Origin of the sequence: Oceanicaulis sp. UBA2681, assembly GCF_002354675.1 — a bacterium.
GTDB lineage: Bacteria > Pseudomonadota > Alphaproteobacteria > Caulobacterales > Maricaulaceae > Oceanicaulis > Oceanicaulis alexandrii.
Window position 1 is genome coordinate 97,565 of the sequence record NZ_DEMB01000011.1, and the last position, 23,005, is coordinate 120,569.

Annotated in this window: 16 protein-coding genes; 5 read left to right on the plus strand and 11 right to left on the minus strand. The window is 63.0% G+C overall.

Annotation, left to right across the window (positions count from 1 at the left end; genetic code table 11):
• Window positions 1-13: 13 nt before the first annotated feature.
• Together B3M53_RS08710 and B3M53_RS08715 are read right to left on the minus strand one after the other, a co-directional pair.
• Window positions 14-1,078, minus strand: coding sequence for an efflux RND transporter periplasmic adaptor subunit (locus B3M53_RS08710; protein WP_273021179.1), 1,065 nt, complete (start codon window positions 1,076-1,078; stop codon window positions 14-16).
• Window positions 1,075-1,671, minus strand: coding sequence for a TetR/AcrR family transcriptional regulator (locus tag B3M53_RS08715; RefSeq protein ID WP_273021177.1), 597 nt, complete (start codon window positions 1,669-1,671; stop codon window positions 1,075-1,077). The genes B3M53_RS08710 and B3M53_RS08715 overlap by 4 nt, the downstream gene beginning before the upstream one ends.
• A gap of 232 nt (window positions 1,672-1,903) precedes the next feature.
• Between B3M53_RS08715 and B3M53_RS08720 the strand changes: the two genes are divergently transcribed.
• The 3 genes from B3M53_RS08720 to B3M53_RS08730 all read left to right on the plus strand — a co-directional run bounded on the left by B3M53_RS08720 (window position 1,904) and on the right by B3M53_RS08730 (window position 7,828).
• Window positions 1,904-3,211 (plus strand): hypothetical protein, encoded by a 1,308-nt coding sequence (locus B3M53_RS08720; RefSeq protein WP_273021175.1) that lies wholly within the window; start codon window positions 1,904-1,906, stop codon window positions 3,209-3,211.
• Window positions 3,212-3,374: 163 nt separating this feature from the next.
• Window positions 3,375-4,535, plus strand: coding sequence for an efflux RND transporter periplasmic adaptor subunit (locus B3M53_RS08725; protein ID WP_286800084.1), 1,161 nt, complete (start codon window positions 3,375-3,377; stop codon window positions 4,533-4,535).
• The gene (locus B3M53_RS08730; RefSeq protein WP_273021171.1) at window positions 4,532-7,828 is read left to right on the plus strand and encodes an efflux RND transporter permease subunit; all 3,297 of its coding nucleotides are present in this window, start codon (window positions 4,532-4,534) and stop codon (window positions 7,826-7,828) included. Before B3M53_RS08725 ends, B3M53_RS08730 begins: the two co-directional genes overlap by 4 nt.
• A 79-nt stretch (window positions 7,829-7,907) precedes the next feature.
• Here the strand turns inward: B3M53_RS08730 and thrS are convergent, their stop codons facing one another.
• From thrS to glpK, 3 genes are all read right to left on the minus strand, one after another.
• On the minus strand, window positions 7,908-9,749 hold the full coding sequence (gene thrS, locus B3M53_RS08735) for a threonine--tRNA ligase (RefSeq protein ID WP_022701242.1): 1,842 nt from the start codon (window positions 9,747-9,749) through the stop codon (window positions 7,908-7,910).
• A gap of 123 nt (window positions 9,750-9,872) precedes the next feature.
• Complete coding sequence (gene hemN, locus B3M53_RS08740) at window positions 9,873-11,216, minus strand: oxygen-independent coproporphyrinogen III oxidase (RefSeq protein ID WP_273021169.1); 1,344 nt, start codon at window positions 11,214-11,216, stop codon at window positions 9,873-9,875.
• A 98-nt stretch (window positions 11,217-11,314) separates the two neighbouring features.
• The gene (gene glpK / locus B3M53_RS08745; RefSeq protein ID WP_273021167.1) at window positions 11,315-12,796 is read right to left on the minus strand and encodes a glycerol kinase GlpK; all 1,482 of its coding nucleotides are present in this window, start codon (window positions 12,794-12,796) and stop codon (window positions 11,315-11,317) included.
• Window positions 12,797-12,866: 70 nt separating this feature from the next.
• Between glpK and B3M53_RS08750 the strand changes: the two genes are divergently transcribed.
• Entirely contained in the window at window positions 12,867-13,802 is a 936-nt protein-coding gene (locus B3M53_RS08750) for an alpha/beta fold hydrolase (protein WP_273021164.1), read from the plus strand.
• Here B3M53_RS08750 and B3M53_RS08755 read toward each other — a convergent pair.
• Window positions 13,799-14,944, minus strand: a complete 1,146-nt coding sequence (locus tag B3M53_RS08755; RefSeq protein WP_273021163.1) for a pentapeptide repeat-containing protein — start codon at window positions 14,942-14,944, stop codon at window positions 13,799-13,801. The two genes, B3M53_RS08750 and B3M53_RS08755, sit on opposite strands and share 4 nt — an antisense overlap.
• A 153-nt stretch (window positions 14,945-15,097) precedes the next feature.
• Here B3M53_RS08755 and B3M53_RS08760 point away from each other — a divergent pair, with 153 nt between their 5' ends.
• Window positions 15,098-16,027 carry an alpha/beta hydrolase gene (locus B3M53_RS08760; RefSeq protein WP_156861450.1) on the plus strand — a complete coding sequence of 310 codons (930 nt, stop codon included), beginning with the start codon at window positions 15,098-15,100 and terminating at the stop codon, window positions 16,025-16,027.
• Here B3M53_RS08760 and B3M53_RS08765 read toward each other — a convergent pair.
• From B3M53_RS08765 to B3M53_RS08785, 5 genes are read right to left on the minus strand one after another with little or no spacing between them, the layout of a single operon-like run.
• Window positions 16,024-17,511 carry a flavin-containing monooxygenase gene (locus B3M53_RS08765; protein WP_273021162.1) on the minus strand — a complete coding sequence of 496 codons (1,488 nt, stop codon included), beginning with the start codon at window positions 17,509-17,511 and terminating at the stop codon, window positions 16,024-16,026. The two genes, B3M53_RS08760 and B3M53_RS08765, sit on opposite strands and share 4 nt — an antisense overlap.
• Window positions 17,492-19,321 (minus strand): AMP-dependent synthetase/ligase, encoded by a 1,830-nt coding sequence (locus tag B3M53_RS08770; RefSeq protein ID WP_022701235.1) that lies wholly within the window; start codon window positions 19,319-19,321, stop codon window positions 17,492-17,494. The genes B3M53_RS08765 and B3M53_RS08770 overlap by 20 nt, the downstream gene beginning before the upstream one ends.
• A gap of 23 nt (window positions 19,322-19,344) precedes the next feature.
• A complete protein-coding gene (locus B3M53_RS08775) occupies window positions 19,345-20,223 on the minus strand; it encodes a 3-keto-5-aminohexanoate cleavage protein (protein ID WP_273021161.1) in 879 nt (292 codons plus the stop codon).
• Between the two features lie 4 nt (window positions 20,224-20,227).
• The gene (locus tag B3M53_RS08780; RefSeq protein WP_273021160.1) at window positions 20,228-22,201 is read right to left on the minus strand and encodes a DUF2118 domain-containing protein; all 1,974 of its coding nucleotides are present in this window, start codon (window positions 22,199-22,201) and stop codon (window positions 20,228-20,230) included.
• Between the two features lie 3 nt (window positions 22,202-22,204).
• Window positions 22,205-23,005 carry an enoyl-CoA hydratase/isomerase family protein gene (locus B3M53_RS08785; protein ID WP_273021158.1) on the minus strand — a complete coding sequence of 267 codons (801 nt, stop codon included), beginning with the start codon at window positions 23,003-23,005 and terminating at the stop codon, window positions 22,205-22,207.

The following is a 23,005-nucleotide window of genomic DNA, read 5'->3' on the forward strand; positions in this document are numbered from 1 at the left end:
GTGTCTGGGTCGGTCAGCGATTGATGGGGGTGATCGGGCGCACCAGCATGCCCTCATGCAACGCATTCACCCCGGCGGTGACGATCTCTTCCCCCGGCTCCAGACCGGAATGAATGACGACCTGGCCGCCCTCGATCGGTCCAGCCAGAACTGCGCGGCGACTGACGGCGCCAGAGGCGGGGTCAAATACCCAGACCGAGAAGCTGCCATCGGGATTGGAGGCCAGCGCCGAGAGCGGCGCCACCACGCCCTGCGCCTGGTTTGACAGGCTTTGCGGCAGAGTGACCGTCACCGACGCCGTCATCCCCGGTAGAATATTGGCCGGCACGGTGTCGGGCAGCGCGAACAGGGCGGTATAGGTCTGGGACGCCTGGTCAGGCTCCGCCACCAGCTCGCGATACTCCAGCTCGAAACTCTGATCCGGTAAGAACGGAAAACGGGCGACCATGTCGGGCTCGTCTCCACGATCCACCTGAGCGATCAGGCTCTCGGGCACCTGGATGGCGACCCGGAGTTCGCTGACATCCTGAATACGCACCACCGGCTGGCCCGCGGACACCGTTGTGTAATTGTCCACAAGCCGGCGGCTGATCAATCCGTCAAACGGCGCATTGATGGCCGCATACTCCAGATTTTGCCGGGCGTTATCGAGCGCCACAGCCCGCAAATCATAGGCGGTCTGCGCATCTTCAAGCGCGGCGTCAGAGGCGATGCCGCGTTCGTTGAGCGTGCGTTGCCGATCAAGATTTTGGCGAGCCTGCTGCAGCTGAACCTGCGTCTCTCGCCGGGCGCGCTCAAAATCCTGGGTTTCAAGCCGAGCGACCAGGGCGCCCTGTTCGATCAGCTGGCCTTCAGAAACGGGAAACTCCGCCAGTCGGCCGCCGACCTGAAAGGAGAGATCCACCGTCAGGCGCGCTTCCACCCGTCCGACAAACTCGCGTTGGTTAGAGGTCGCCGCCGCTTGCACGGCTTCAATGCGCGCCGCTCTCGGCGGCGCCTGCTCCTCCGGCTCAGCGGGCGAGCATGCCGCCAGAACACCGAGCGCGCTCACCGCCAGCATCAGATTGCGAATAGTCATTGGGGAGACTCCGTCACGAGAGCGATGAGGCGGGCTTCTATGGCTCCACGCTCATCTGGCGAACAGGTTTCAAGGCCCAGGATCTCGGAGAAATGCAGGCCATCCGCGGCCAGCATGACGATCCGGGCCACATAAGGGTCGGAGGCGTAGGTCAGCATGTCTTCGCGAATCTGCTGATGGACACGGCGGATCGGCTCGATCAGCTCGGGACTCTCAGCCAGCGCCGCCAACAGGCCCATATGCACCTGCCGGTCCACATGCTTGTCGTCAAAAAACGCCGAGATCAGCGCCGGCAGCAGGGGAGCTTTCTCGGCAAAGGCCTGGGCCTTCGCCGTCTCATGCCGTTCGAGAAAGCGATCCGTCATGCGCTGGATCATGCCTTCGATCAGCGCCTTCTTTGATGGGAAATTGTACAGGACCCCACCCTTGGAAAACCCGCTCTCCTTGACCACCGCATCAATAGTCAAGCTGGCGCCATCGCGTGCGACCACGCGTTCCGCCGCGTCCAGAATAAGCTCGGACGTGCTGGGCTTTTCATCAGAGGGGGTTGTCGACGGGATGTTGTTCAAGACGCGGGCCTCAGTGTCAGACAAAGTTTTGCTGCAGTGCATCTATACCGTCTGGACGGTTTTGCAACCCTCAACCGACCAGACGGTACAAATTTTTCTCGTCAAGGCACCCGGCAGGGTCCTGGATGTGACAGAATCTTGAAAAAGGCGGCTCCAGCCGATGCTTTGACTTCCCGCATCGCCTCCCCCTTGCTATCGGGTGGCGCACAACAGCGTTTCGGCGCTGCGAGGGGCCAAACAATTAGGATATGATCTCATGGCGGATCTTGGTCAGCTGGGCGTTTTCGGGGTCCCGCTTTTTGGCTTGATAGGCTTCATGTTCGCCGCCTACGCCATCGTGGCGAACGATGTGATCCAGACACTCGGAACATTTCTGGCCTCAAACGCCAAACGCCCCTGGCTGGTGCTCTGGGCGTTCGCCGCCGCCATCATCGTCGCGGTGATGCTCTACGGATATTTCGGCCATGACGGCGATATCGCTTTCGGACGATTGAACCGCATTCCCTATCCCGAAACCGGCATTCAGTGGTGGCATATCCTGCCGCCTCTGGTCTTGTTGATCCTGACCCGCTTCGGCATCCCGGTCTCCACCACCTTCCTCGTCCTGACCATCTTCACGCTGACCGGCGGCTCCGCCACGGCGGGCGTGCTGGGCTCCATGATGATCAAGTCCTTGCTGGGCTATCTGGTGGCCTTCGGCGCGGGCGCGCTGCTCTTCGCCCTGATCTCGCGCATGTTTGAGACCTGGGTGTTCAAGACGAATGTTGAGGACCACGGCACGCCGAACTGGCATATTCCAATGGTCGCAGGACTGACCGCACTTCTGGTCTACCTGCTGGTGAACGGGCCCACCCTGCCTGACTTGGCCAACGCCAACTGGGTCGCGACCGGTCTCGTCATCGCAGGCAGCGTGATCGTCGCGCTGGCCACCCATCGCTTTAACACCTGGTTCGTCCTGCAATGGCTTTCGACCGGCTTTTTGTGGTCGCAATGGCTGATGCAGGATCTGGCGAACATCTTCGTCTACCTGCCGCGCGAAACCGTTGTGGATCCGGTGTCTGGCGATGTCAGCGTCACCTTCTCCTTCGGACTTCTCGTCTTCGCCACCTTGCTGATGCTGGGGCTTCACGCTCTGATCTTCGCGGCCCGTGGCGGCGAGATACAGAAGATCGTCCTGTCCAAAACCAACACCGTCGACGTCCGCGCGGCCACCGTCGTTGATTTCGCCTTTGGCGTCATCTTGATGTACTTCAAGGAGATCAACGACATCCCCATGAGCACGACCTGGGTCTTCCTGGGCTTGCTGGCGGGCAGAGAACTGGCGATTTCCTTCGTTGCGAAGCTGCGCGGCGTCAAGGATGCGGCCTTTGATGTGACCACCGACATCATCCGCGCGATGATCGGACTTGTGATCTCAGTCGCGATGGCGCTGGGGCTGCCCTTCCTGGCGACTGGCGAGCTGCCTGATATTGGAGAAGCCCTGGGCTTCGCACAGGTCGAGTCCGCACCTGCGGACGCCGCTGAGCTGGCGGGCTTGCCGGACCCTTCCTCTGAAACGCGCTGACGCGATTATAACGACCACTTAGAAAGGCCCCGCTGGTGACGGCGGGGTCTTTTCGATTCATCCTTCTCCTCAGAGCTGTAAAAATCGCCATTCATTGATGGCGGGCTTGCAGGTCCGTGCTAAATCCTGAGAGGGCAGGATTTATCAAGGGGATTGGTCGGACATGCAGACTTCGACCCAAGACAACAGCACCGAGTCTGAAAAATCAGGCTGGGTGGGCTGGGTACAGATTGGCGCGATCATCGCTGTCATCGTCCTCGCCATGGTCCTGACCTCGGTCCTGTCCTCTGGCGGAGACCGGGAGCTTCAGGCTGCGCCTGAACGCGCCGCGACTCCGGTCCAGGTGGTGCGTCCCGCAGTCGCCAACCATCAAGTTGAAATCGCTTTGACCGGGTCCGTCGCCACGCCTGCGGACGTGACGCTGAGCCCCCAGGTCGGCGGCCGGGTGGTCGACGTGTCTGATGCGGTGCGCGCAGGCGCGCATTTCGAGGCGGATGAAGTCTTGTTCCGTATCGATCCGCGCGATTACCAGGTGGCCGTGTCCCGCGCACAGGCCGGCCTGGCCGACGCCCGCAGCGCGCTGGACCAGCTCGAGGCGGAAGCCGAGATCAACCGCGCTGAATGGCGCCGCCAATATCCCAATCGCGAGATCACCTCCCTCGCCGCGCGAGAGCCGCAACTGGCGGCAGCGCGGGCGCGCGTCGAGTCCGCTCAAGCCGATCTGTCGCAAGCCCGGCTCAATCTTGAACGCACCGCGATCAGATTTCCGTTTCGGGGTCGTGTGATCGATAGTCGCATAGAAGCGGGCCAGCTGGTCAGCGCCGGGCAGAGTTACGGCTCTGTCTACGACATCGCCCGGCTGGAAATCGTGGCCCCGATCGCCCCTGCCGATCTGGCGCGCCTGGCCCCGGCGGTCGGACGTCGGGCCGAGCTGTCTGTCGGCGGCAGCGCCTTCACTCTTCAGGGCGAGATCGTTCGCGAAGGCGCCAGCCTCGACTCTCGCACGCGCTTCATCGACCTGTTCATCGAGCCGACGTCTCCAGAGGCCCTGCGGCCCGGACAATTCGTTGACATTCGGGTCGCTGGTCCGGATCTGGAAGAGGGGGTGATGGCGCCCGCCTCCACGCTTGTGGGCCTCAATCAGGTCCGGATCATCCGCAATGACCGGATCGAAGAGGTCGAGGTCGAGGTGCTCGACCGTCTGGGAGATCAAGTCTTCCTTCGTCCGTTCGACTTCGGTCAAGGGGTGGTCACCAACCCGGTTCCTGAAAATGCGTTGGGCCGCCGCGCGCAAATTCTCGCATCTGACGAGTCGGCTCAGTGACCGATCCCGTGCTGCCCCCCTCCGCGCATTCAGGCTGGCCCGGCAAAGGCCTGATCGCCTGGTTCGTCCGCAATCCGGTTGCGGCCAACTTGCTAATGATCCTGTTTCTTCTGGGTGGCGGCATCACGGCCTGGACTCTGCAGACCGAGGTGTTTCCCACCCTGCAGCCCCGCAATGTGCAAGTGGCGGTGATCTATCCCGGCGCGACGCCCGGCGATGTGGAAGATTCCATCACCCGTCGGATTGAAGAAGCGGTGATCGGCCTGGAGGGCGTGGACCGGGTGCGCTCGGTCGCGTCTGAAGGCCGCGGCACGGTCACCATCGAGCTGCAGGATTTTGCGGACGCGCAAGTGGTCAAGGACGATGTGGAGACCGCTGTCTCCGCGATTGCCGACTTCCCCCCTGCTGACGCCGAACAGCCTCAGATTCGCGTACCTCAGCCGGTCACCACCATCCTGACTTTCGCCCTGACCGGTGATGTGGATGAAGCGGCCTTGCGTGAGGCTGGCTCGCGCATTGAGCGGGACATGCTGGCGGCGGACGGCATTTCAACGGTGCGCTTGCGCGGCGTCAGGGCGCTGGAAATCTCAATCTCGGTGTCAGAGGGCGCCCTGCGCCAGTATGGCCTCACCTTCTCGGAAGTCGCCAACGCCGTGCGCGCAGCGTCCGTCGATCTGTCGGGAGGCGAAATCCGCACGCAGGCGGGCGACATTCTGTTGCGCACCAACGCCCGGCGAGAGACAGGCGCAGAATTTGAAAACATCATTCTGCGCTCTTCGGAAACCGGGGCGCGTGTGCGACTGGGCGATGTCGCAGAGATCAATGACGGATTTCAGGAAGACCCGCTGATTTCGCGATTCAATGGCCAGCCAGCGGTGTTCATTGATGTTCAGACCCAGGGCTCGGAAGACCTGCTGGGCGTGCGCAACACCGCCATGGCGTTCGCAGAGGCCGTCGCCTTGCCGCCCGGCGTGCAGATGGAGCTGGTCGTTGATCAGTCGCAGATTTTCCGCGACCGCATTTCCTTGCTGGCGCGCAACGCCATCATCGGTTTCACCCTGGTGTTCCTGCTGCTTGTGCTGGTGCTCGACCTGCGTCTGGCCTTCTGGGTGTCGATGGGCGTCCCGATCTCGTTCCTGGGCGGGTTCGCCCTGTTCGGCATGGCCGGGGTGACGCTGAACTTCATCACAACATTCGGACTGATCGTTGTGCTGGGGATCGTGGTCGATGACGCCATCGTGGTGGGCGAGAACACCGACCGAGAACGTCAAAAAGGCCGATCCGATGAAGAGGCCGCCATTGCAGGCGTCACCGGTGTGGCTGCGCCGGTTCTGGTCGGCGTTCTGACGACCATGGCCGCGTTCGGGCCGCTGATCTTTTCAGGCGGCACCTTTGGCGAGATCACCCGCCCCATCCCCATCGTGGTGATCTCCATTCTGGCGATTTCCCTGATCGAGGCGTTCTTGATCCTGCCCTCTCACCTGGCCCATGGCGGTCATTGGTCGCGTGGGCCCCTGGCGCGCATTCAGGACCGGGTGGCCCGGCTTCTGACCGCTTTCGCCGATGGAACCGTCAGCCGCTGGGCGCGCTTTGCTGCGCGTATGCGCTGGCTGGTGGCGGCCGCCGGCATCGCCATCCTGGTTCTGGTGATGTCGCTGGCCTCCTCGGGCATTGTGCGGTTTGTCTTCTTCCCCGCGATTGAGTCCGAACAGATCACCGCAGACATCAGCTTGCCCGACGGCGCGCCCTTCACCGCCACCCGCAACGCGGCAGAGCAGATGATCGCCGCCGCCGAAGCCATCCAGCGCGAATACGCGGAGAATGGCGAGCCGGTGTTCAAGTCCATCGAAGCCACCATTGGCGGCCGCACCAGCCTGTTTGGCGGTCCGGGCTCCAGCTCCACCACGACGATCGCCTCCAACGCCGCCCAGATCCAGATTCAGCTGACCGCCTCCGCCGATCGCACCACAAGCTCATCCGAGCTTGAAGCGTTGTGGCGTGAGCGCACCGGTCAGCTCGCGGGGGTGGAGCAGCTCTCCATCATTTCCTCGGCCGGACCGCAGGATTCAGATATCGCCTATGAATTGTCGCACCCGGATACGGAGTCGCTGGAATCCGCAGTGCGTGAATTGGCGGACGCCCTCGCCCAGATCGACGGCGTCTCGGAAATCGAGGACGGCCTCGACATCGGCAAGCGCCAGTTCAACTTCACCCTCACCCCGGCAGGCGAGGCGGCGGGCCTGACGCCCCGCGATGTGGCCCGGCAGGTGCGCCAGGCGTTCTTCGGTGAAGAAGTCCAGCGCATCCAGCGCGGTTCGGACGAATTGCGTGTGTTCGTGCGATATCCTGAAAACGAACGGCTCGGCCTGTCTGACTTGACCGATCTGCGCATCCGCACCGCAGACGGGCGCAGCCTGCCGCTCAGCGTCGCCGCCAGCATCACCGAAAGCCGGAGCTATACCCGGATCGAGCGCATTGACGGACGCCGGATCGTTGAAGTCACGGCGGATGTGGACGAAGCGCGCCTGACCCCGGGCGAAGCCCGGACGCAGGTCGAAACCGCCATGTTGCCGCAACTGGTGGAGCAATATCCCGATCTGCGCTGGACGCTGGCCGGAGCCGGGCGCGAACAGGCCGAGGATTTCGCAAGCTTGGGTCGGGGCCTGTTGATCGCCATCGTGATCATGTACGCCCTGCTCGCCACCCAGCTGCGCAGTTATGTCCAGCCGATCATCATCCTGATCGCCATTCCGTTCGGTATCGGCGGCGCGATCCTGGGGCATTTCATCCTGGGCTATCCGCTGTCCTTCCCGTCCATTTTCGGCATGGTGGCGCTGTCGGGCGTGGTGGTGAACGCCTCGATCGTGCTGATCGACCGCTATAACCTCAACCTCGCCGAACGCAGCATGTCGCCAGTGGACGCCATCGCCGAAGCGGCGGGGCGCCGTTTCCGCCCCATTCTGGTGACAACCCTGACCACAGCGCTCGGCCTGTTGCCGATTATCGCCGAGCAAAGTCCGCAAGCGCAGTTTCTGGTGCCCATGGCGGTCTCGCTGGGCGCGGGGCTCGTCTTCGCCTCGGTCTCCATCCTGATGCTGTTGCCGGCGCTGGTGCTGATCATCGACGATTTGCGCAGCGCGCCGCTCAAGAGCCTGGCGGGGATCGCCGGGTTGATAGCGGCGCTGGGGCTGATCAATGTCGCCGGACTGATCGGGTTGATCCTCCTGGCGGCTATCGGCGGGTTTATCGGCTGGCGGGTCTGGCGACGGAGTCAGCGCGCGCCAGCGCTCTGATCATCCGCCCCCGCCGCACATGCACATACAAAAACGCCGGCCCGATGGGCCGGCGTTTTTTCTTGCCGCGACGCGTGGACTATTCAGGCTTGGGCAGATCCGCGCGGCCTGATTGCTCCTTGGCGATGCGGGCGATCAGGTCGTCCACCTTCATCGTGCCGAGATCGCCATGATCGCGGTGACGCACGGCCACTTCGCCGTTCTCCGCTTCCGCATCGCCGACGACGAGCATGTAGGGAATCTGGCGGTTCTGGGCGTTGCGAATTTTCTTCTGCATGCGCTCTGAAGCGAGATCGACCTCGACGCGCACGCCGGTGTTCACCGAATCCACGTCAGACAGGAACAGCTTGTCTTTCACCGCTTGCGCATACTCTTCATGGCGATCCGCAATCGGGATCACCACCGCCTGGGTCGGGCTCAGCCAGGTCGGGAACTTGCCGGCGTAATGCTCGATCAGGAAAGCGGTGAAGCGCTCATGGCTGCCCAGCGGGGCGCGGTGAATGACATAGACCGGCTTCTTGTCGCCATCGGCGGCCGTATACTCAAGCTCAAAGCGTTTGGTCGCCATGAAGTCGAGCTGGTTGGTGGAGATGGCGTATTCGGTGCCGACCACCGACTTCACCATGAAGTCGACTTTCGGGCCGTAGAAGGCCGCCTCGCCCTCAACTTCCTTATACGGATAGCCGGACTCGTCCATGGCTTGTTTGAGGATGTCGAGCGCCGTCTTCCAGCCCTCGGCGTCATCGACATATTTGTCGAGGTCTTCCATGTCCGGCAGGGACAGGCGCATCCAGAAATCGTCAATACCGAACAGGCGGTAATAGTCCGCGTGCATGTGCATCACGTCCAGGAACTCGTCCTTGGCCTGGTCGGGACGGCAATAGATGTGCGCGTCATTCTGGCAGAAGCCGCGCACCCGCATCAGACCCGACAGACCGCCGGACGCCTCATAGCGATAAACCTGTCCGTATTCAGACAAACGCACCGGCAGATCCCGATAGGACCATTGGTCATGGGCATAGATCATGTGGTGGTGCGGGCAGTTCATCGGGCGCAGATAGTATTCCTGCTCGTCGATCATGATCGGCGCATACATGTCGTCCGCATAGAACGGCAAATGCCCCGAGCGGTGATAGAGCTCGCCCTTGGTGATGTGCGGCGTTGAAACCCGGCGATAACCGGCGCGGTGCTCGGTGATGCGGGCGAGCTTTTCCAGCTCGTCGCGGATCACATTACCCGCAGGCAGCCACATGGGCAGGCCGGCGCCGACCTCTTCCACCAGCGTGAACAGGCCCAGCTCTTTGCCGATCTTGCGGTGATCGCGCTTGGCCTGTTCTTCCAGGCGGGTGACTTCCGCCTCAAGCTCGTCCTTGGTCTCGTAGGCCAGGGCGTGAATACGCTGCAGCTGGGCGTTCTTGGCGTCGCCGCGCCAATAGGCGCCAGCGATGGAGCGCAGCTTGAACTCCCCCACCTGGCCGGAATGGTCCACATGGGGCCCGCGGCACAGATCGACGAAATCGCCCGTGCGATAGAAGGTGATCTCGTCCAGGCCTTCGCCCGCGACGGATTCATCACCCGTCTCCTTGGCGATGGCGGTCGAACCCTTGTCACGCAGCAGTTTCAGAAGCTCAACTTTGAAGTCCTGGCCTTCCTTGGCCATGTAGTCGATGGCTTCATCGATGCCGTGCGCTTCGCAATAGAATTTCTTTTTCTTCTTGCGCAGCTCTTTCATGCGCTTCTCGATCTTGGGCAGATCCTCGACCGTCAGCGGCTCTTCGAGCTGGATGTCATAGTAAAACCCTGTGGCTGTCGCCGGACCCACGCCAAACTTGGCGTTCGGCCAGAGGTCCTTGATCGCCGCAGCCATCAAGTGAGCTGCGGAGTGACGGCGCGTCTCTACCGGGAAGTTATCCTGCGACATGATTTTCAGGCTTCTATGACAAAAAGAGGTTGGGATGAACGTAAGAAGATTACGCTCATCTCCGTTTAAATCCTCACTTCGGGCCTGTCCATAAAGCGTGCTGCGCCGCACGCCTTCAAATTCCTAGACCGAGACCGAATGCCGGGCTTCGCTTGACGCGAGATAGCCGTCAAACGCCGCCGCCACGAGCCGCGCCAGCGGACGGTAGGCCGGGTTGACGATGACCCGGCCGCTCTCGATCGTCACCACGCCGGATCGTGTCAGAGCCTCAAGATCCGCCTGGGGCGCAGGCAAGCCATAGCAGGCCGCCACCGCTTCGGGATCAACGCTGAGATAGGTCATCACCTGTTCGATGATCGCCGCGCGCATCGCGTCTTCCCGACTGACGGCGACGCCTTTGCCGACGGGCAGTCGGCCAGCCTCAACATCCAGCATCCAGGCGCGCACATCCGCCTTGTTCTGCACATGACCCTGCGGCGACTGGCCGATGGCGGATGCGCCCAGCGCGATCAGGGTCTCGGCCTTGTCCGTCGTATAGCCTTGGAAGTTCCGGCGCAGGGTTCCGGCTTCAAGCGCCCGCGTCATGGGATCATCAGGACGGGCATAATGGTCAATCCCGATCAGGGAATAGCCGCACGCCGTCAGCGCCGCCTCCATGGCGTCCGCCTGTTTCAGGCGCGCCTTGGCGGCGGGCAGATCCCCGTCCTTGATCAGGCGCTGATGCGATTTCATGTGCGGCACATGGGCATAGCCGAACACCGCCAGACGGTCCGGGTTCAGCGCCGCCGCAGCCTCTGCACTGGCGCGGGCGCTGTCTTCGCTCTGCAGCGGCAGGCCGTACAGCAAATCAGCGTTAATCTTCATCACCCCGGCGTCGCGCAGCCGGTTGAACGCCGCCTCCACAAGCTCATAGGGCTGAATGCGGTTGATGGCGCGCTGCACCGCAGGATCAAAGCTCTGCACGCCGGTTGAGGCGCGGGTGAAGCCATTGCGCGCCAGACCTTGGGCGTCGTCGCGCGTGAAGTGCCGCGGATCGATCTCGATGGCGAGCTCGGCGTCATCCGCAAAATCAAACCGCTCACGGATCGCCGCCATCAGGCGGTCCATCTGTGACGGATTAAGAATCGCCGGCGTGCCGCCGCCCAGCGCCAGATGCGACACCGTCATCCGGCCCGGCAAGCGATCCGCGATCAGCGTCAGCTCTTTCAGCAGGACCTTCAGATATGCCTCGACCGGCCCGTCCTGAGTGGTCGCGCGGGTATTGCAGCCACAATACCAGCACAGGGACTTGCAATACGGCACATGAAGATAGAGCGAGATCGGCTTGCCGCGATCCAGCGTGTCCAGCCAGTCGCCATAGACCGCCGCATCGACGCCTGCATGGAAATGCGGCGCGGTGGGATAGCTGGTGTAACGCGGGCTGCGCTCCTGGCCATAGCGCAGCAAAGTATTGATCCGGGACGCCATGACGGGCTCCACTTCTGTGCAAGATGGCCCCGCTTTAACGCGCGAGGATCAGACAGAGCAGTGGACCCGACGTCGCACGCGGCGACCGGTCGCAGGGCCTAGCTGAGGGTGCGGCGCACCGCGTCCTGCCAACCCGCCATCTGGCGCTGGCGCGCGGCGTCTTCGAGCTGCGGCGCAAACGCCCGTTCGGCCTGCCACAGCGTCGCGGCTTCCGAGAGGTCCGAGAACATGCCGATCCCGAGCCCCGCCAGGAAGGCGGCGCCCCAGGCGGTGGCCTCGGCGTTGACCGGGCGGACGGTCTCGACCGCGCAAATATCAGCCAGACGCTGCATCAGCGCGTCATTGACGGCCATGCCGCCATCCACTTTCAAGGTGCGCACATCCACTCCGTCACTGGCCACAGCCGTCAGCAGGTCCTGGGTCTGATACACGGTGGAATCCAGCGCGGCGCGGGCGATCTCCGCCCGGCCCGCCCCGCGGCTCAGTCCGCACAACAGGCCGCGCGCATCGGGATCCCAATGCGGCGCCCCGAGCCCTGAAAAGGCGGGCACCAGATAGACGCCGCATTCGGGATCCGCGCTTTGCGCCAGCGCTTCGATTTCCGACGAGCGTGCGATCATCCCCAACCCGTCACGCAGCCATTGCACGGTCGCGCCCGCCGACAGGATCGAGCCTTCCAATGCGAAGGCGGACTGGCCGTTCAATCGCCAGGCCGTGGTCGCCAGAAGCCGGTTTTCAGACCTGACGGGCGTATCGCCTGTATTCACCAGCAAGAACGCGCCCGTGCCATAGGTCGATTTCACTTCGCCGGGATGAAGGCAGGCCTGGCCCAGAGCCGCCGCCTGCTGGTCGCCCGCCGCGCCGCAAATCGGGATCGCCCGGCCCAGCACGGACGCGTCGGTCTCGCCATAGCGGCCCGCACTATCGACGATATCCGGCAAGACTGCGCGCGGCACATTGAACAGGCGCAGCAGCTCCTCATCCCAGTCCGCGGCCTGCAGCGCATAAAGGCTGGTGCGGCTGGCGTTCGTGGCGTCGGTGATGTGGACGCGCCCGCCCGTCAGGCGCCAGATCAGAAAACTGTCCACCGTGCCAAAGGCCAGCTTGCCCGCCTCGGCTTTTGCACGGGCGCCGGAAACGGAATCGAGGATGTAGGCAAGCTTTGACGCGGAGAAGTATGGATCGAGCACCAGGCCTGCCCGGTCGCGCACCAGCGCTTCGGCGCCCTCGGCGCGCAGATTGGCGCAGGTCTTCGCCGTGCGCCGGTCCTGCCAGACGATGGCGTTGTGGATGGGCTGGCCGGTGTCGCGATCCCAGACCAGAGTCGTCTCGCGCTGATTGGTGACGCCGATCGCCTCAATGGCCCAGCCTTGCGCTTCAGCAGCGTTCATCGCCTTGCGGGCGGTGGACAGGACCGTCGCCCAGATCACTTCGGGATCATGCTCCACCCAGCCTGGCTGGGGATAGCCTTGAGCAAATTCTTCTTGCGCCGTGGCGATCACGCGCCCCGTCTCATCAAACACCAATGCGCGCGACGATGTGGTGCCCTGATCAAGAGCCAGCAATGCAGGACGGGACATGGTGAAACGCTCCGGGCAGTCTATGGTAGACATCAAGCTAAGCTGTTCTGACCGGATGGAGAATGCCCTCATGGCGTTTGTTGCGGAAACTTTTGAGAGCCCCAGCGGCGCAAGCCTGCGCCTGCACGTGCAAGAAGCCGAAGGCCAGCCTCTGGGCGTCATCCAGGTCCATCATGGCCTGGCCGAACATTCCGCGCGTTACGCCCGCTTCGCCGCCTATCTGGCGGGCCGCGGCTTTCACGTGGCCGCCCATGACCATCGCGGCCATGGCCAGACCACAGCCGAAGACGCTCCGCGCGGCGTATTCGGCGCGCCCAAGGGTTGGAACAAGGTCATTGAGGACGCCTTGGCAGTGGAAGACCATCTCAAGGCGCGCTTCCCTGGCCTGCCCCTTATCGTCTTTGGTCATTCCATGGGCGGGGTCGTGGCGATGAATCACGCCATGGAGCGCAAGGGCGAGATTTCAGGGCTTGCGGTGTGGAACTCCAATCTGGCGATTGGCGGCCGCGCGGGCCTGATGCGCGCCGTGCTCAATATCGAAAGCCTGTTCAAAAAACCTCAATCGGCGTCCACCTGGCTGGAAGGTCTGACCTTCAAGGCCTGGGGCAAGCAGGTCAAAGGTCACCGCACCGACTTTGACTGGCTGTCGCGCATTCCCGAAGAAGTAGACGCCTATATCAATGACCCCGAGTGCGGCTGGCCGGCCTCGATCTCGCTCTGGCGCGATCTGATCGAAGGCACGGAGCTGGGAGAAAGCGAGAACCGTCTGCGCGCCATGCGCACCGACCTCGCCATCCATCTGGCGGCGGGCGGCGAAGACCCCGCGACCGACAAGGGCCAGGCGGCGAAAGTGCTCGCCTCACGGCTTTACAATGCTCGGTTCTCGGACGTCACCATGCGGCGCGACCCGCAAGCACGGCACGAAACGCTCAATGATATCGGGTATGAAACGGCGCAATCAGACTTCGCCGACTGGGCGGAACGCGTGGCCCGTCAGCAAGGCTAGGAGGCTTTGACCTCACCCGCCAGCGCAGCATCTTCGGGCTTTGACGACGAGGTGGAGACCGTGTCTTCGCCAGGCGTCAGTCCGAGCGCTTCACGATCCATCATGGCGCCTTCAAACCGGGCGGCATGAGTGGAGGCGCCGTCAAAGCACGGCAGGAAGGCGCGGCCCGTATTGCCGGTGAAGGCGCGCAAATCCGCTGACTTGAAAATGGCGTGGTTCAGCTTGCAGTCTTTGAAGTTCACGCCTTTCAGATTGGCGCCGGTGAAATTGGCGCCGCGCAGGTCAGAGCCCGAAAAGACGGCGCCGATGAGCGAAGCGCCTGAAAAGTCGAGGCCCACGCCGCAAACCCCGCGCAGATTGGCGCCGATCAGCCCTTTTTGACGAAAAGCCTGACCGAGAACGCGCAAGTCTTCGCCTTCGAAGTTGCCGCGCTGTCCCTGTTCACCGCGGGATCGTGTGTACAGATCGCTCTGCTCGAGCCTTTGTTGAAGCTCTTCGGCCCGCGCCAGCGCCTCATCCGCCGGGTCACGGACGACATTTTCCAGGTTCGCGCCATCAAGGCGCGTGCCGTTCAGGTCAGCGCCCGTCAGCACCGCGCCCTCAAAATTAGCATCGCGCAAATCAGCCTGATTGAGTTTGGCGCCGTCCAGCATGGCGCCGGAAAAGTCTGCGCCCTTCAGCTTGGCCGAGCTCAGTCGCGCCCCTCTCAGCGTGCAGTCACGAAAATCCACGGCGCCGTCCCGGCCATCACCTTCCGTATCCATGACCCAGTCATTGTGCTTGAACTCTGCGTCGCGCTCATCCTTGTACAGAACGGCCTTTCGAAAGTCGGCGCCGTCCAGATTGGCGCGATACAGGTCTGCGCTACGCAAAATAGCGCCGCGCAAATCGGCACGAGACAAATCCGCACCTCGCAGATCGGCGCGCTTCAGGCTTGAACAGTAAAAGGAGGCTGTCACCAAAGACGTCAGAGCGAAATTGGATTCGGACAGATCGCAGCCAATGAATTCAATGCCATCGAGCTTGCGCTTCATCAAGGACGTGCCAGTAAGGTCCTGAAAGCGGAAATACGCACGGCAGCCGCCGGCGCGGCCAGCGATGAACGCTTCATGAGCCGCGATGACCGACAGGTCTAATGGCATTCCGGTCTCTCCCAAAACTGACCCTTACACTGCGCGATTGAGTTTAATGTTCCGTTCCACGTCTGATTGAGATCGGGAGAGACGTCCACGAAGTGCTTGTCACATCGACGCAAACCGGGAAGTCTATTTGTCAGGACATTGAAGGAGAGCAGCGTGATCGAACGGGTTTCCAAACAGGGCGCCGTCAGCCTCCGGCGGCTTCTGGCGCGGCATATGGCGCGCACTGCCGGCAAGACGGTGATGTCGCCTGAAAACCCCAGGCAGATCGCCCGCAAGCGCATGGACGCCGGCGCTGACCGTCTGCCGACGCCTGATGACGTGACGATCGAAAGGACGACACTCGCCGGGCTTAACGCCTTGAGTTTCACCCCCGATGAGCATCGACCCGGATTATTGCTGTTCCTGCATGGTGGCGGATACTGCCTGGGATCGTCTAAAAGCCACCGCCCCCTGGTGACCCGCCTCGCCAAGGCCCTGAAAATCAGAGCTATTTCTGTCGACTACCGTCTTGCACCAGAGCATGTGTTCCCCTGTGCCGTGGATGATGGCGCAGCCGCGCTGAACTGGGCGATGACCCATAGCGACGGCCCGGTGCTGATTGCTGGCGACAGCGCCGGCGGCGGTCTGGCGCTCGCCAGCGTGCTGCGGCAGCGCGAGCAAGGCCGGCCCATGCCGCATGGCGTCTATCTGATTTCGCCCTGGACGGATCTGACCGCCAGCGGCGACAGCACGAAAACCCGCGCAAAAGCCGATCCGATGCTCAAACCGGACTGGCTGGCGGCCGGCGCGGCGCTCTATCTGGACACAACGCCTGCGGACACGCCGGAAGCCTCGCCGCTCTTTGCCGACCTCACAGGGTTTCCGCCAGTCTTCATTCAGACGGGCGACGCGGAAATCCTGCGCGATGACTCCATACGCTTCGCGGAGAAGCTTGAAGAGGCCGGCGTCTCGGTCCAGTGCGAGATATGGGACGCGCTCTGGCACGACTTCCCGCTGTTCGCGCCGCTCCTGCCGGAAGCGGATATGGCGCTGGAGCGCTTGATCCAATGGGCGGAGCCGATCCTGACGGCGCCGGCGGACTAGGGCGTCTCGAGGACGAATGCGTCTGTGTCCCGCCCCGACAAGGCCAGCGCATAGCGGCTGGCGGGGCCCGCCCAGTTGCTGACGATGATCCCGTCCGGGCTCTTGTACCAGGACGGGCATTCGCCGGCCCAGACCGTGTCGCTCAACCGTTTTTGCAAGCGCGCGTTAAACGCGTTCTGCGCCGCTTCGCTGACTTCCAGGCTGATGGCGTCCGCGTTCAACAGACGCATGGTCTGTCGACGGACGAACTCGGTCTGACGCTCGATCATGAAGATGATCGAATTGTGTCCCAGATTGGTGTTCGGCCCGTATAGCGTGAAGAGGTTCGGGAAGCCTGACAAGGCGACGCCCTTATAGGCGGTGGGGCTCTCCCCCCAGACCGCTTTCAGGCTGTGGCCGCCGCGCCCCCGGACATCCAGATTGGGCAGAAACTCTGTCGCCTTGAACCCCGTGGCGAGGATAACAAGGTCGGCCTCAATGACTTCACCACCTGCTGTCATCACCCCTTCAGGGGTGAAGCGCTGAACCCCATCGGTCACCAAATGCACATGGGGCTGGTTCAGGGTTTCAAAGAAATCGTTGGAGAGCAGGATCCGTTTACAGCCCGGCGCATAATCGGGCAGCACCTGGTCCAGCACCGCCTTGTCCTCGACCTGAGATTTGATCCGCCGGGTCAGGCGATGACGCGTATAGGCGGCGGCCAGGCCGCCAGACCGAAAGGCGGGCCAGCGCAACTCATGCAGCAGGAAACTGCCCATCCGGTATAGCCAGTGATAGCCCGGCGCATACCGGAACAACCCTTTCTCCACAGCGGTGAACGGCCTGTCAGGCTTGGGGATGATCCAGTTCGGTGTCCGCTGGAACACGCTCAGCGTCTTCGCCGCTTTCGCCGCGTGCGGCAACACCTGAATGGCGCTGGCGGCGCTGCCGATCATCCCCACGCGTTTGCCCGTCATGTCGATGTCAGGCGTCCACTCGGCGGTGTGAACGATCTGGCCCTTGAACTGATCCCGCCCTTCAAACTCAGGCGAAAACGGCTCTGACAATTGCCCCACGGCGCTAATGACCGCGCGGGCTTCCAGCTGAGCGCCATGCTCGAACTCGATGCGCCAGACACCTTCGGCCTCTTCATATGTCAGTGCACGAACACTTTTCCCGTACCGGATGTGGGGCTCCAGCCCGAACTCTGCGCTGGCGCGTTCGAAATAGGCCTTGATCTCGGCCTGGGGCGCGAATTTCCGGCTCCAGTCCGGATTGGGAAAGAAGGAATAGGAATACAGATGGCTGGGCACGTCACACGCCGCACCGGGATAGGCGTTGGCGCGCCAGACCCCGCCCGGTCCTTCAGCGCGTTCGGCGATGAGAAAGTCCCGAACCCCGGCCCGTTTAAGCTGGCGTCCCATGGCGAGGCCGGACATGCCGGCCCCGATGATGAGAACCTCGGTGCGTTGAGGCAGGCCCGCCTCAGTCCTGGAGTTCGGCATACATCTCGTCCACAACCGCCTGATTACGCGCGGTCACCACATTGCGCCGAACTTTCAAGGTGGGCGTCAACTCACCCGTCTCCACGCTCAACGGCGCATCGAGCACCCGGAATTTGCGGATATTCTCCACCCGGGCATAGCGCTCGTTCATCTCATCGACCGCCGCTTGCAATTGCGCCTGAAGCGCCTCGCTCTGGCGCGCCTCTTCAACGCTCAAGTCCTGCTTTGAGGCAAAGTCCGCCAAGGCGTCCTCGCTCAAGGTCAGAAGGGCGCTCAGATAGGGGCGCGCATCCCCGACCACCACTGCGTGCTCGACCAACGGGGCGTTCATCAGATCCGTTTCGAGGTTTGCGGGCGTGATGTTCTTGCCGCCCGAGGTGATGATGATGTCCTTGATCCGGCCTGTGATGAAGACAAAGCCGTCCTCGTCAATGCGCACCACATCGCCGGTCTTCATCCAGCCGTCACGGGTGAAGGTGTTTTCGGTGGCCTCGTTATTGTTCATGTAGCCGGCGAAGACGTTCGGTCCGCGCACCTGAAGCTCGCCCTCTTCGGAGACCCGCGCGTCCATGCCGTCGATCATCTTGCCGACCGAACCGATCCGGACGGAGCCGGGCATGCTGAACGCGGTCGGGGCGCTGGTTTCAGACTGGCCGTAACCCTCACAGATCAGCAGATCGAGCCCGGTGAAAAAGCGCAGGACTTCAGGACTGATCGGCGCGGCGCCGGAAATCAGCAGCCGGGAGTCTTCAAGCCCCAGGGCCGCCTGGACCTTTTTGATCACCAGCGCATTGGCGAGGGGTTTCTGCATCGCGACGAGGGGCGAGGGCGAACGGCCATCCAGCACGGCTTCATGCCATTGCCGGTTCACGTCCATCGCCCACTTTGCAAGCGACGCCTTGACGCCGGACGCCTCGGACAGACGGGCGCGGATGGTTTCCGACATCTTCTCCCAGACCCGCGGGACGCCGAAAAACACGTTCGGACGGCACGCTTTCAGGTCATCGGCCAGGGTCTCCATGGACTGGGCGAAATGCATGATCGCCCCGCTCATCACATGGTTGTGGACGCTCGATTGCTGTTCAGCCACATGAGCGATCGGCAGATATGAGAGAGTCCGGTCGCCGGGCTGGGCCTTGAACATGTCGCTGAGCTTTGCTGCGCTCCAGGAAATATTGCCATGGCTGAGCATCACCGCCTTGGGCGGCCCTGTGGTGCCGGAGGTATAGATCAGCGAGCCGACACGGCTTTCGTTGATCGCCGCCATCCGAGCGCTGACCGCATCATGATGGTCCTCAACGCCCAGCGCCATGAATTGCGCCCAGCTGAAAACGTCCGCGTGATCGCCCGCCACGCCATCCATGACGATGATGTGCTCGAGCGCCGGACACTCCGCTTTCAGGGCGAGCGCCTGCTCCACATGCTCTTCGGTCTCCACAAGCAGTACGGGCGCCTGGGAGTGTTGCAGGATATACGCGATCTCGGGCGGGGCGCTGGTCCAGTAGACCCCCGCCGGACGCCCGCCCGCCATCATCGCGGCGATCGCCATGATCGTCCATTCCGGGCGGTTATAGCCCAGAACCGCGACGGTCTCGTCTTCGCCCAGTCCCAACGCGACAAGCGCACGGGCGGCGGTCTGGACCTGATCGGCATAGTCTGACCACGACGTATAGGCCCAGCCCTCGCCCTGCCGCACGGCATAGGCGGGGTCCGAGCCTCGCGTCTCAGCTTTTTCCAGCAATCGGGCCGGGGTGGACGGATACCAGTTGTCCGCCCCTATACGGGGCAAATCACTCGCGCGCGCCTCCATGCGTCTCCTCCCTAAAGAACATGTCAGGCATGAGCGGTCTCCGCCGCGTTCAGGCCCATAATTTCGCGCGCCTCAGCAGGCGACGCGACCTCTCGCCCGGCATTCCGGGCGCATTGCGCCAGAGCCTCGATCAAGGCTCCGTTGCCCGTGGCGCGTTCACCATCAGGCAGATAGAAGGTATCCTCAAGTCCGGTGCGAAGCATACCGCCAAGATCGGCGGTCGCCTGATGAACCGGCCAGATTTCCTGGCGTCCGATCAAGGTGGTCTGCCACGGATCGCCCTCACGCTTGTAATCGAGCAGCAATTTGAGAAGCCGCGCATCCACCGGCATGCCCGAAGCGACGCCCATCACGAAATTATAATGGGCGGAGGGCGCCATGCCGTTCTCGATATACATGTTCACACAGCGCACAATGCCCACGTCAAAGCACTCAAACTCAGGATGCGCGCCCACCTCCGCCATGGCGTCCAGCATGGCCTGAACTTTCTCGACCGGGTTGTCGAACATCATCGGCGGCCAGGCCCAGGACCCGTCGCGCTTGAGCTTAAGATAGTTGAGCGATCCGGCGTTGCACGCCGCGATTTCCGGCTTTACGCGCTTCACACAAGCGGCTGGACCTGACACGTCGGGTCCAACGACGCCGGTGGTCGAATTGATGATCACGCCGGGACAGGCGGCGCGGATCGCGTCCACCATGCTGGCGGCCACTTCGGGATCCCAGCTGGGGAAATGGCCGTGATCTTCATCCTGCATGCGGTAATGGACATGCATGACGCTGGCGCCGGCGTCATACGCCTCGCGCGCGCTGGCGGCCATCTGATCAGGGGTGACCGGAACGGGATGGGTTTTCGGATTGGTCAGCACGCCGTTGAGCGCGCAGGTCAGAACTGCCTTATCCATCGGTCTACTCCTGCGTTTCCATATCAAGTTCAATCAAAACAGCGCCGTTCGCAGCTTGCCCGCCCTGTTGGGCGTTAACGGCGGCGACTACGCCATCCGCTTGCGCGGTCAGGCGCATCTCCATCTTCATGGCTTCCATCACCATCAGGACATCACCCGCCTTCACCCGATCGCCGGGTTCGACGTTCACCGCCACAACGGCGCCGGACACGGGCGCGGTGATCTTGGACGGGTCAGACGCCGCATCCGCGCCCCAGGGCGAAGCCTCTTCCAGAACGATGATCTGCGCACCCAAGGCGATATGGAGCGCGCCGTCCGTCGCGCGCGCCACACGAGCGCGAGCGTCCACGCCATCCAGACGGAAGGCGATCTCGCCGGGCGTCTCTTCGCCCAACAGCGCCACCGCGCTGGAGGCGTCTTCAGTTTCGAACCCGACGCTGACCGCATCCGGTCCCGTCTGCTCAAGCCGCACCGTCAGCGCGTCGCCATTGACCGTCAAAGGCAGATCAAACCGGCTGACAGAGCCGGACCGGATCACGCCTTGAGGCGCAGCGCCCAGAAGCGCGGCGCCGAGCGCGACCGCCCTGCGGTCCGCATCAGGTTTGGCGAAGGGGCCAGCGCCCTCTTCCGCCCAGAGATCCAGATCCGCCGTGCAGATCTCGCCCTTCCGGAAAGGCTCCCCGTCCAGCAAAGCCAGCAGGAAGTCACGATTGGTGGTGACGCCCAGAAGCGGGTCATCCATCAGCGCGGCGCGCAGGGAGGCAATGGCTTCAGCGCGGCTGGCGCCCGTGCCGATGACTTTTGAAACCATCGGGTCGTAATCGGTTCCGATCCGTCCGCCGGTTTCAACGCCCGCATCCACGCGTCCGCCGGCGCTGGAGACATCCCCGTCATAAGACAGGATCAGCCCTGATTGCGGGGCAAAGCCGTTATAGGGGTCTTCCGCGTAAAGCCGGGCTTCGATGGCCCAGCCGTCCAGCGACACTTCATCCTGGCTCAGCGGCAGCGGCGCGCCGGAGGCCACTTCAAACTGCCATTGCACAAGGTTGGTCCCGGTCACTTCCTCCGTGACCGGATGTTCCACCTGAAGCCGGGTGTTCATCTCGAGAAAATAATACCCGCCGCCTTCTTCCAGCAGGAACTCAACCGTGCCTGCGCCCACATAGCCCACGGCTTTCGCCGCCGCGACGGCGTCCGCGCCCATCTTTGCGCGCAGTTCAGGATCGACCGCCGGAGACGGCGCTTCCTCGATCACTTTCTGGCGGCGACGCTGAGCCGAGCAATCACGTTCTCCAAGATGGATGGTGTTCCCATGTTGATCCGCGAAGACCTGGATTTCCACATGGCGGCCGCGCTCGACGAATTTCTCGATCAGCACAGCGTCATCGCCAAAAGCGGATTTCGCTTCGCGGCGCGCTGAAGCCAGCGCCTCGTCAAACTCGGACGCCTGACGGACAATGCGCATGCCGCGACCGCCGCCGCCCGCGACCGCCTTGATCAGAAGCGGGTAGCCAATCGTGTCGGCCTCGGCCTTCAGATTGGCGTCTGATTGATCTGCGCCCTGCCAGCCCGGCAGGGTGGGCACGCCCGCCTTGATCATCAACTCCTTGGCGCGCGCCTTGTCGCCCATCGCGTCAATGGCTTCGGGCGGCGGGCCGATCCAGACCAGCCCCGCCTTGATCACCGCACGGGCGAAAGCGGCGTTTTCTGACAAGAACCCATAGCCGGGATGGATCGCTTCAGCCCCGGTTTTTCGGGCCGCATCCAGCACGGCTTCGATATTGAGATAGCTTTCGCTGGCGAGCGCAGGACCGATGCAGACCGCCAGGTCCGCTTCGCGCACATGCAAGGCGCCGGCATCCGCCTCGGAATAGATGGCGATGGCCGTACGGCCGCTCTCGCGCGCTTCGTTCAGCACACGGACAGCGATCTCGCCACGATTGGCGACCAGCACGCTTTTGAAGGCCGTTTCAGCCATGATTTATCCCTCTTGAGCCCAGCGGGCGGGACGTTTTTCAAGAAAAGCAGTCATGCCTTCTGCGCCTTCATCAGAGCGCGCCGCCTTGGCGAACGCCGCAGCCGCGTCCTGAACCAGGCTTGCGGGCGCTTCCAGACGCGCCCGACGCATCAACGCCTTGGTCGCTGCGATGGCGTTCGGCGCGCCCTTGCGGATCTGTGCAAGCTCGGCCTCCAACGCCGCATCCAGATCGGCTGTGGGGTGCACGGCGTGGACAAGGCCGACATTCAACGCCTTCGCGGCATCCAGCTTGCCGCCGGTCACCGCAAGGCGCCGCGCTTCGGAATAGCCAAGGCGCTCCACCAGGAAAGGCGCGATCTGGGCCGGGACAATCCCGAGCCCGGTTTCAGGCAAACGGAACAGAGCCGTCTCAGAGGCGAGCACCACATCCGCCACACAGGCGAGACCGAAACCGCCGCCCATGACCGCACCCTCAACAACCGCCACCACAGGCAAGCCGGTGCTGGCGTAGGCCACGCACAACTCACCAAAGCGAGCGTTGACGTTCGCGATGGGGTCGACGCCGTCCGAGACAGGCTGGCCTTGCGCCGCGCCCATATCCTTGATGTCGCCGCCCGAACAGAAATGCCCCTCGGCGCCGCGCAGGACGATGGCGCGATCACCGTGCTGTTCAGCGTCGGCGAGCGCGTTGATGAGCTCGTCCACCATTTCAAGCGACATGGCGTTGCGCAGGGCGGGCCGGTTCAGCGTCACATGCAGAACCCGGGCGCGGCGTTCGACCAATAGAGTACGCGGCGCGGACAT